The organism is uncultured Nitratireductor sp. (genome assembly GCF_913053745.1).
In the GTDB taxonomy this organism is placed as follows: domain Bacteria; phylum Pseudomonadota; class Alphaproteobacteria; order Rhizobiales; family Rhizobiaceae; genus Nitratireductor.
Genome location: NZ_CAJXGF010000161.1, coordinates 1 through 9,507, shown reverse-complemented (window position 1 = coordinate 9,507; position 9,507 = coordinate 1). Strand labels below are relative to the sequence as shown.

The 9,507-nt window shown below is 63.1% G+C and carries 6 protein-coding genes and 1 pseudogene; 4 read left to right on the top strand and 3 right to left on the bottom strand.

The annotated features are described in order from the left end of the window. Together QZ638_RS19950 and QZ638_RS19945 are read left to right on the top strand one after the other, a co-directional pair. Positions 1-266: pseudogene (locus QZ638_RS19950) on the top strand (glycosyltransferase family 2 protein); the annotation flags it as partial. An 87-nt stretch (positions 267-353) separates the two neighbouring features. Further along, positions 354-1,613: an Hsp70 family protein gene (locus QZ638_RS19945; RefSeq protein WP_295813650.1), complete on the top strand. Its 1,260-nt coding sequence runs from the start codon at positions 354-356 to the stop codon at positions 1,611-1,613. A gap of 39 nt (positions 1,614-1,652) precedes the next feature. On the opposite strand, the gene cml is transcribed toward QZ638_RS19945, so the two are convergent. Then, a complete protein-coding gene (gene cml, locus QZ638_RS19940) occupies positions 1,653-2,843 on the bottom strand; it encodes a CmlA/FloR family chloramphenicol efflux MFS transporter (RefSeq protein WP_295813649.1) in 1,191 nt (396 codons plus the stop codon). Positions 2,844-3,134: 291 nt separating this feature from the next. On the opposite strand from cml, the gene proC reads away from it, so the two are divergent. Continuing rightward, positions 3,135-3,941 (top strand): pyrroline-5-carboxylate reductase, encoded by an 807-nt coding sequence (proC, locus tag QZ638_RS19935; protein ID WP_295813648.1) that lies wholly within the window; start codon positions 3,135-3,137, stop codon positions 3,939-3,941. A gap of 7 nt (positions 3,942-3,948) precedes the next feature. Here proC and QZ638_RS19930 read toward each other — a convergent pair whose 3' ends face one another. Together QZ638_RS19930 and QZ638_RS19925 are read right to left on the bottom strand one after the other, a co-directional pair. Next, positions 3,949-5,268: an NAD(P)H-dependent oxidoreductase gene (locus QZ638_RS19930; RefSeq protein ID WP_295813647.1), complete on the bottom strand. Its 1,320-nt coding sequence runs from the start codon at positions 5,266-5,268 to the stop codon at positions 3,949-3,951. A 52-nt stretch (positions 5,269-5,320) separates the two neighbouring features. Next, positions 5,321-5,800, bottom strand: a complete 480-nt coding sequence (locus tag QZ638_RS19925; protein WP_295813646.1) for an Lrp/AsnC family transcriptional regulator — start codon at positions 5,798-5,800, stop codon at positions 5,321-5,323. Positions 5,801-5,942: 142 nt separating this feature from the next. On the opposite strand from QZ638_RS19925, the gene QZ638_RS19920 reads away from it, so the two are divergent. Beyond that, positions 5,943-9,365, top strand: a complete 3,423-nt coding sequence (locus tag QZ638_RS19920) for an indolepyruvate ferredoxin oxidoreductase family protein (RefSeq protein ID WP_295813645.1) — start codon at positions 5,943-5,945, stop codon at positions 9,363-9,365. The last annotated feature ends 142 nt before the right edge of the window (positions 9,366-9,507 follow it).

The window sequence follows — 9,507 nt, the reverse complement described above, 5'->3', positions numbered from 1 at the left end:
ACTGGATTCGCGCTCGCGCGCTGCGCAACGGGGTCATCTCCACCCTGGTCGAAAAGAAGAAACGCGGCGACGGAACCGCCGGGCGATTGCGCGTTTTCGCCAAAAGCCTGGCGCTTCTCGCCGCCGCGCCGTTTCGCGGCGCGCTTCGTCTCGCGGCAACCGGATCCGTTTCGACCGCGATGTATCCCGTCTATGTCGGGCTCGGTCGCATCATGGCCGAATTCGGTTATGCCAACGAGCAGTACCGCGAACCGGAGAAGAATTAAACGCCGCCACGCTGTCGACTTCCCGCCGCCGATTGTGTATCGCTCCGTCTCCCCTGAACGATCCGAATTCCTGCAAGGACATTTCCCATGCGAGCGCTGAGCGGCGGCATCGACTTTGGCACGTCCAATTCCACTGTCGGCTTTATGGAGAACGGCCAGCCGCGTCTGGTCGAACTGGAGCATGGCGAGGTCACCATGCCGAGCGCCGTTTTCTTCAATTTCGAAGACGACCGCACCTATTTCGGGCGCGGTGCCGTCAGCCGCTATACGGAGAATGTCGAGGGCCGCCTGTTGCGGGCCTTAAAGAGCGTTCTCGGTTCCTCGCTTATTCAGGAAAAGACACGCGTAAAGGCCCACTCCATCGCATTTTCCGACATTATCGGCTCGTTTCTGCACTTCCTGAAAGAAAATCTGGAAACCCGTCTCGGCGGGCCGGTGGACAACATCGTGCTTGGACGTCCGGTGCGTTTCGTCGACGACAATCCGCAAGCCGACCGGCGGGCACAGGACGAACTTGAAAAAGCCGCACAGAGACGCGGCTTCGGCAATATCGAATTTCAATTCGAACCGATTGCGGCCGCGCTCGATTACGAGCAGCAGGTTACCGGCGAGGAACTGGCGCTGATCGTCGACATCGGTGGCGGCACGTCCGATTTTTCCATTGTCCGCGTCTCCTTCGAGCGCGCGCAACGGGCCGACCGCAAGGAAGACATTCTGGCCAGCCACGGCGTGCATATCGGTGGAACGGATTTCGACCGGCTCCTCAGCATCGCTCATCTGATGCCCGAGCTGGGGTACCGCACGCAGACCAAAGACGGCAAACGCCAGCTTCCGGCCGGGTACTATATCGATCTCGCCACCTGGCAGCGCATCCACATGCTCTACACCAACCGCGCGATGACGGACCTCCGGCAGATCCGGTACGAGGCCGCGCGGCCCGATCTGGTCGAACGCATGATCGATATCGTCGCAAACCGGCAGGGTCATGCGGCCGTGGCGGAGGTCGAACGGGCGAAGATCGCGCTCACCGACCTGACCGATAGCGCCATCGAATTGCGTCTCACCGACGAGGCCCTGCATCTGCCGGTCACCCGCGGCCAATTGAACGAGGCCATATCGGCCACCGTCGAGCGCGTTCGCGAAGCGGTTGCCGAAACCCTCGCCAATGCCGATGTCGCGCCGCATCAGATCACCGCCCTGTTCCTCACCGGCGGGTCTTCGGCGATCCCGCTTCTGCGTGAAAGCGTTCTGGACATGCTCCCCGCCGCATCGGTGATCGAGGGCGATATGTTCGGCAGCGTGGGGCGCGGTCTCGCCCTGGACGCAGGTCGCAAATTCGGCGTGTAGAATGCGGGCCGGCGGACCGGCCCGCATGCGCGTCATGGTTCACGCCTTCTTTCGCAATCGCCGCAATGTCAGCAAGGTGATCGTCGCCATGAAGGTTGCATAGGCGGCAAGCGGCCATGCCGTGGCGCCGTCGAACGCGATCACGAAAATCGTGCCGACAAAGCCGACCACGAGGCTTTGTATGCAGAAATGCAGGGCCACTGCCGTTCCCGCCATGTCGCCGAAATCCTCCAGGGCCCCATTGGCCGTCACAGAGGTGGTGAACACGATCCCCACCGCCATCGTCCACATAGGCAGAATGAATGAGAGGAAGGAAGGCGGCGCAAGCATTTCGCCTGTAATGAGCAGAGCCGCGCTCAGCATCATCGTGCCCATGCCGCGTGCCGCGCTGCCGGCTATCCCCCAGCGTTCCACGAAACGCTTGGCGAAGCGTGCGGTGATCATCATCGCGAACGCGACGGTGGAGAAAGCGAGACTGAAACCGAACTCGCTGTAACCCGCCCTCTCGATGAGGACGCGCGGCGCGGTCGAGAAAAACACGAAGAACGCGCCCATCGCCGTTCCGAAGGCCAGAGTGTAGGTCCAGAACGGCAGGCTTTTCAGCATCGGCCCGAACGAGGTCGTGCGCATTCCCTCGTTGCGTGGCCGCGTTTCGTGCCATCCGGCGAGCGACCCGAAAAGCATGGCTATAGCCGGTGCGGCAAGCGCCACGAAGATTGCGCGCCACCCGAATTCTTCCGCGATCAGCGCGCCGACAATCGGCCCGAATGCCGGCACGCAGGCAAGCATTGCGCTCAGGAGACTGTAGACCACAGCACTTTCGGGACGCCCGGCATAAACGTCGCGAACCGTCGCAAAAAGCGCCACCAGCATGGCCGATGCGCCCGCCGCCTGCGCAATCCGCAAAGCCAGGAAAACGCCCGCCGACGAGGTCGCCGCCAGCGCCAGAGAAGTGACCGCGAAAAGCAGTCCGCCGCCCAGGAGAACCGGTCGTCGCCCCCAGCGATCCGACAGCGGTCCGAAGACGATCTGTCCCACGCCCAGAACGATCATGTAGAGCGTGAGGGTCAGTTGGATCGTGGCCGGCGTGGTCCCGAGGATCGCGGGCATCGCCGGCACGACCGGAAGGTAGATATCCATGCCGAGCGAGGCGAGGATGTTGAACGGAGCCAGAAGCGCGAGCGCCACCGGCAGGCTGTAGGTCCACAGCCGTGGATTTCGATTGAACATGACAAAGCATCCGTCAAATGAAAGGCATTTGGCGGCGCCTGTTGGTCATTTTGAATTTTCAGGGAACCCGGACAGGCAGCCGCAACGACAAGACAAGATCGTTGCGGCTTATCGGCGTGCTTTCTTGGCTGTCATGGCTTTGGCCCGGCGTCCGGTTGATCGATTTCCTGAGTGCCCTTTAGCAAACCTCTTCGGCGCCCGCAAACGGCAATTTGGCCATCGGCACCGCAACCCTGTTGCATTCGCCGCCCGCTCGCGGCATTCCTCTCCCATCGTCAAGGGAGAAGTTTCATGGGCAAATCGGTCATTCTCGTCGGCTGCGGCAATATGGGTTACGCCATGCTGAAAGGCTGGATCGCCGCTGGCAAGCTGGCTTCGAAAGATGCCACGGTGATCGAGCCCAATGCCGGTCTACGCGCCCGCGCCGCCGCACTTGGGGTCACGGTCGCCGAAAACGCTGACGCGCTCGCCGCCGGCGCGGATATGATCGTTTTCGCGGTCAAGCCGCAGGTCGTTCGCGACGTGGCCCCCGCCTATGCCCGCTTCGCCGACGGCGCGACCTTCGTCAGCGTTCTGGCCGGTACGGGCACGGCCACGTTCGAGGAAATTCTTGGCCGCAACGCCGCGATCATGCGCTGCATGCCCAACACGCCGGCCGCCATCGGCAAGGGCATGATGGTGCTGTTTTCCAACCGCAATGTGACCGACGAGGCGAAAAACTTCGCCGAGGAACTGCTGGCCACCAGCGGCGCCGTCACCACCATCGACAATGAAGAACTGATGGACGCCGTAACCGCCGTTTCGGGCTCCGGTCCTGCCTATATCTTCCACTTCATCGAATGCCTGACCGCCGCCGGCGAGAAGGCCGGCCTGCCTGCGGAGACCGCGAAACTCCTTGCCATGCAGACGGTCTATGGCGCCGCCTCTCTGGCCAAGGAAAGCAACGACGAACCTGGCAGGCTGCGCGAACAGGTAACGAGCCCCAACGGCACCACCGCCGCCGCGCTTTCCGTCTTCATGGACGAGAACCGGTTGCTCGATCTGGTCAGCGACGCCGTCGAGGCGGCCAAGAAGCGCTCCATCGAACTGGGGAAGTAGGCGCTTCTCACCCTTCGCCGAACACCATCGCATCCTGCCGCGCTCTCAGCGCTACAAGCCGCGAAGCAGCATCGGGCGCGACATTCGCATGCGTCAGAAGCGCGCCCTTTTTCACCGGCGCGGTCACCCTGCCGCCCTCGAGCAACCCGCATGGCACGGCCGTCGCCGCGCGCGCCTCGTCCGCCGTCATGATCCAGGATCGGTAGGAATATTCGCCGATCGCATCGAGCCGGTCGCCGGGGTTCAGATCCTTCTTGGCCACCGCACACACCTCCGCGACCGGTCGGTCGAGCGGCACCATGTCCGCCTTGCCATAGAGCACGGCGCGGGCGCAGGTGAGCGGCACTTCCAGCGAGGTCAGGTGATAGGGCCGGAAGAAGGTGTAATACGGCCCCGCCCCCAGCTTCAGGTCGTTCATGCGTTCGCGCAGGCGCGGATGGTCCATCTCCGCCACCACGAAAACGCCGGGAGCGACACCCTTGCCGACCGTGAAGTCGACACAGCCCTTCTTCGAGAGCACGCCGCCATCGGCAACCGGGCAGAGTACACCTGCAAGCTCTTCGCGGCTTGCCGCCGGACCGTGCATGCCCGGCTTGTCGGGCACGAGACCCGTGGCATTGGCGATGGCCGCCATCTCGACCATGGTCTTGGACCCGTCGACGAACTCGACCAGCATGCGCACATTCATGTTGCGCCGTTCCGCCTCCTCGGCATAGTCGTCCGGCACCGCGTCGATGTTGAGCGGATTGTTCTTGCCCTTGCCGGCGGCAACGATGTCGTGCCCCATGGCTGAAACGAACTCGATCAGTTCCATGCAGGAAGACGGCTCGTCTCCCGCGCCCAGCGAATAGGTGACGCCCAGCCGCGCCGCTTCACGCTTGAGATATGCGCCGATGGTCACATCCGCCTCGACATTCATCATGACGAGATGCTTGCCCGCTTCCATGGCCGAAAGACCGATCTCCGCACCCACCGCAGGCTTGCCGGTGGCGTCGATCACCACATCCACCAGATCGTTCTGCGCAACCATCAGGGAATCGCCGCAAAGCGCGGTCTTTCCGGCCCGGATCGCATCGCTCACCGCGCCCGCCCTTGCCGCCTCCACCGCGCTCCCGGCATCACGCCCGGCAATCTCGATCGCCTTCGCCGCGCGTTCGGGCCGCGTGTCGGCAATGGCTGTCACCTCGATGCCCTTCATGCGCGCCACCTGCGTGACGATGTCCGTGCCCATCTCGCCGCAACCGATCAGGCCGATACGCACCGGCCGCCCCTCTTCCGCCCGCTGCTCAAGATCGCGCGCGAGCCCCGTAAGCGCCACATTCGACATCCGCTGTCCTCCACGTTCGGTGCCCGAGATAGAAGCGGCCCACCACGGGATGTCAACCGGTCTTGACCTGCACCGGAACGGGACTGTTCTTCTTGATATCCTTCAGGACCAGGTTGGTGCGGACATTGGCGATGCCCGGCAGCCGAAACAGGAAATCTTCCAGAAACCGGTTATAGGCCGCCAGATCCCGGCACACGACACGCAGGTGATAATCCGCCTCGCCCGTGGTGGAATAGCAGTCGAGCACCTCCGAGCGCCGCCGGGTCTCCGCGATGAACGTATCCACATGCCGATGGTCGTGCCGCGTCAGCGTCACATGCACGATGGCCTGAAAGCCGAGGCCGGATTTTTCCACGTCGAGCAGCGCCGCATATTGCGTGATCAATCCCGCTTCCTCCAAGGTCTTCACCCGTCGCCAACAGGCTGAAGCCGACATGCCGGCGCGTTCGGCAAGTTCCTGGTTCGATATGCGGCAGTTCTCCTGCAGGGCCTCAAGAAGCTTCCGGTCCTGCTCGCTGAGTTTTTCGGACATCCGCGCCAATCCTGAAATTTTATCCGTCAAATGTAATGAATACGGATAATCTAACCAGAATCAAATCTGAAAACGCCAAATCTGGCACAAATTTCCACTCTCTCCGGTTTAGAATTCTTCCAGTCTGCATTGGAGGAATTGCATGACCGTCCAACCCAAGGCCGGCGAACTCGCGCGCTATCGGCTCGAGGACCGCTACACCCAGGAAAAAGGCCGCGTCTTCATGACGGGCACGCAGGCGCTGGTGCGCGCCGTTCTGGATCAGGCGCGCCGCGACCGCGCGGCCGGTCTCGACACGGCAGGCTTCATCTCCGGCTATCGCGGCTCGCCGCTCGGCGCACTCGATCTGGAGTTATGGAAGGCGAAGGACCGGCTCGACGCCGCCCGTATCGAATTCCTCCCCGCCATCAACGAGGATCTCGCCGCCACCGCCGTGCTCGGCAGCCAGCAGGTCGAGACCAACCCGAATCGCGAGGTCGAAGGTGTTTTCGGCCTCTGGTATGGCAAGGGCCCCGGCGTCGACCGTTCGGGCGATGCCCTGAAACACGGCAACGCCTACGGTTCCTCGCCCCATGGCGGCGTTCTGGTCGTCGCCGGCGACGACCATGGCTGCGTCTCCTCCTCCATGCCGCACCAGTCGGACGTTGCCTTCATGGCGTGGTTCATGCCCACGCTGAATCCCGCTTCGGTGAGCGAATATCTGGCCTTCGCCGAATATGGCTATGCGCTGTCGCGCTTTTCGGGCATGTGGGTCGGCTTCAAGGCGATTTCCGAAACGGTGGAATCGGCCGCCTCCATCGACATTCCCGCTCCCCGTGCGTTCAAATCACCCGATTTCACCCCGCCTCCCGGCGGGCTTCACTATCGCTGGCCGGACCTTCCCGGCCCGCAGATCGAGGAACGCATGGAGGCGAAGAAGCACGCCGTTCTGGCGTTTGCCGAAGCCAACCCCATCGACCGTCACATCTACGATGTGAAGGATGCCCGTTTCGGCATCGTCACCACCGGAAAGGCCCATCTCGACCTGATGGAGGCGCTGCGTCTTCTGGGCATCGGCGGGACCGAGTGCCGGCAGCTCGGCATCGACATCTACAAGGTCGGCATGGTGTGGCCGCTCGCCCGCCGTGCAGCCCTCGACTTCGTGAAAGACAAGCAAGAAGTCCTCGTCATTGAGGAAAAACGCGGCATCCTCGAAAGCCAGTTCAAGGAGTACTTCTACGACTGGCCCGGCCACAAACCGCATGCCATGGTGGGCAAGCGCGACGAGGAGGGCGAACGTCTCGTCCCGTGGACCGGCGAGCTTTCTCCCCGCCTTCTCCTTCCCATCGTCGCGCGCCGGCTCGAAGGCATTTTCCCCGGCAACGGCTTTGTCGAACGCGCGGAAAAGATCCTCGCCGCGCCGACCGTTTCCCTTCAGGTGGAAGGCGCCACACGCACCCCCTATTTCTGCTCCGGCTGCCCGCACAACACATCCACCAAGGTGCCGGAGGGATCCCAGGCGCTGGCCGGCATTGGTTGCCACTTCATGGCAAGCTGGATGGACCGCGAAACAACCTCGCTCATCCAGATGGGCGGCGAAGGCGTCAATTGGGCAGCCTCCTCGCTCTTTACCGGCAAGAACCACGTCTTCCAGAACCTCGGCGAAGGCACGTGGTATCATTCGGGTTCGATGGCCGTGCGGCAGGCAATTGCCGCGAAGGCCAACATCACCTTCAAGATCCTCTACAACGACGCCGTCGCCATGACCGGCGGCCAGCCGGTCGATGGACCCGTCAGCGTTCAGGCCATCGCCCATTCATCCCGTGCCGAGGGCGTCGAGCGCATCGCGCTCGTTTCAGACACACCGGAAAAATTCCAGCCCGGCGAACTACCGGCCGGCACCACCATCCATCACCGCCGCGAGATGGACGCGGTCCAGCGTGAGCTGCGTGAGGTGAAGGGTGTTTCGGTTCTGATCTACGAGCAGACCTGTGCCACGGAAAAACGCCGCCGCCGCAAGCGCGGTCAGATGGAGGATCCGAAGAAGTTCGTCGTCATCAACGACCTCGTCTGCGAGGGCTGCGGCGATTGTTCGGTCGAGTCCAACTGTCTTTCCGTCGAGCCGCTCGAGACCGCGTTCGGTACCAAGCGCAAGATCAATCAATCGTCCTGCAACAAGGATTTCTCCTGCCTGAATGGCTTCTGCCCGAGTTTCGTCACCGTCGAGGGTGCGACCCGCAAAAAGCGTTCCGGCATGGAAATCGACCTGTCGCGGCTTGCCGCCGGTCTGCCGGATCCGGAACTCCCTGAGCTCGACCGCCCCTTCGACCTGATGATCACCGGCGTCGGCGGCACGGGTGTCGTCACGGTCGGCGCGCTCATCACCATGGCCGCGCATCTGGAAGGCCGAGGCTCCAGCGTGCTCGACTTTACGGGCTTCGCGCAAAAATTCGGGCCGGTGCTTTCCTATGTCCGGCTGGCTTCCGCGCCCGATGCCATCCATCAGGTGCGCATAGACCGAAGCGCCGCCGATGCGCTGATTGGCTGCGACATCGTTGTCTCCTCCTCGCCCAAGGCGTCGGCCAGCTACCGCCCCGGCATGCGTGCGGTCGTGAACCTTGCCGAAATGCCCACTGGCGACATCGTGCGAAAACGCGATGCGAGCCTTCACGTGGACCGGAGACTTGAAGCGATCGAGGGCGTGACCGGCCAGGACGGTCTTGCCGCCATGGACGCCAACCGCCTTTCCGAAAAGCTCATGGGCGACACCGTGTTCGCCAATGTGATGATGCTCGGTTTTGCCTGGCAGAAGGGCCTCGTGCCCGTTTCACTCAACGCGCTGACCCAGGCCATTGTGCTCAACGGCGTCGCCATCGAGAAAAACCACCGCGCTTTCCTCATCGGCCGGCTGGCCGCGGACAGGCCGGAAGCACTGAAAGGTCTGCTCGATCCGACACCGCAGGGAAACGGCACGCTCGACGAGATCGTCACCCGCCGCGAGGCTTTCCTCACAGACTATCAGAATGCGGCCTACGCAACGCGCTACCGCCGCCTTGTCGACCGTGTGCGCGCCGCCGAAGCTCCGCTTGGCGGCGATGCCGTCAGCCGCGCCGTCGCCCGCTCGCTGTTCAAGCTCATGGCCTATAAGGACGAATACGAAGTCGCGCGCCTGCACACCGAAACGGATTTTTCCGCCCGCATCGCAGGCGAATTCGAGGGCGATTATCGCATCGTCCATCATCTCGCCCCACCCTTCCTCGCCTCCGGCACGGATGCGCGCGGGCGGCCGCTCAAGCGCCGGTTCGGCCCCTGGGTGCGCCTGCCCTTCCGCCTGCTCGCCCGCATGAAACGCCTGCGCGGCACTGCCCTCGACCCGTTCGGATACACGGCGGAACGGCGCATGGAGCGCGAGCTGATCGGCTGGTACGGAGCGCATGTGGAAAACGCGCTTTCAAAGCTCGACGCTGACAACGCCGCTACGCTTGCCGAAGCCCTGGCGCTGCCGATGCAGATCCGTGGTTACGGGCCGGTGAAAGAAGAGGCCGCGAAGCGTATCCGCGCGGAATTGGATGCCCATCTGAGCTAACTGGCAAGGCCCCCGCGCACCGACATCGGGACCTTCTCCCCGCGGGCGGGGAGAAGGATGCTGCCATTTATCGCCGGCATTTGTGCAAGTCCCTGATTTCCCTGTTCGCCACTCACCGTCCGCGCTTTCGCTCTCTTTGTTT

Coding starts and splice junctions, on each gene's coding strand:
- QZ638_RS19925 (WP_295813646.1), bottom strand. CDS start 5,800: ATGTCCGAAAAACTCAGCGAGCAGGACCGGAAGCTTCTTGAGGCCCTG.
- cml (WP_295813649.1), bottom strand. CDS start 2,843: ATGTTCAATCGAAATCCACGGCTGTGGACCTACAGCCTGCCGGTGGCG.
- QZ638_RS19945 (WP_295813650.1), top strand. CDS start 354: ATGCGAGCGCTGAGCGGCGGCATCGACTTTGGCACGTCCAATTCCACT.
- proC (WP_295813648.1), top strand. CDS start 3,135: ATGGGCAAATCGGTCATTCTCGTCGGCTGCGGCAATATGGGTTACGCC.
- QZ638_RS19920 (WP_295813645.1), top strand. CDS start 5,943: ATGACCGTCCAACCCAAGGCCGGCGAACTCGCGCGCTATCGGCTCGAG.
- QZ638_RS19930 (WP_295813647.1), bottom strand. CDS start 5,268: ATGTCGAATGTGGCGCTTACGGGGCTCGCGCGCGATCTTGAGCAGCGG.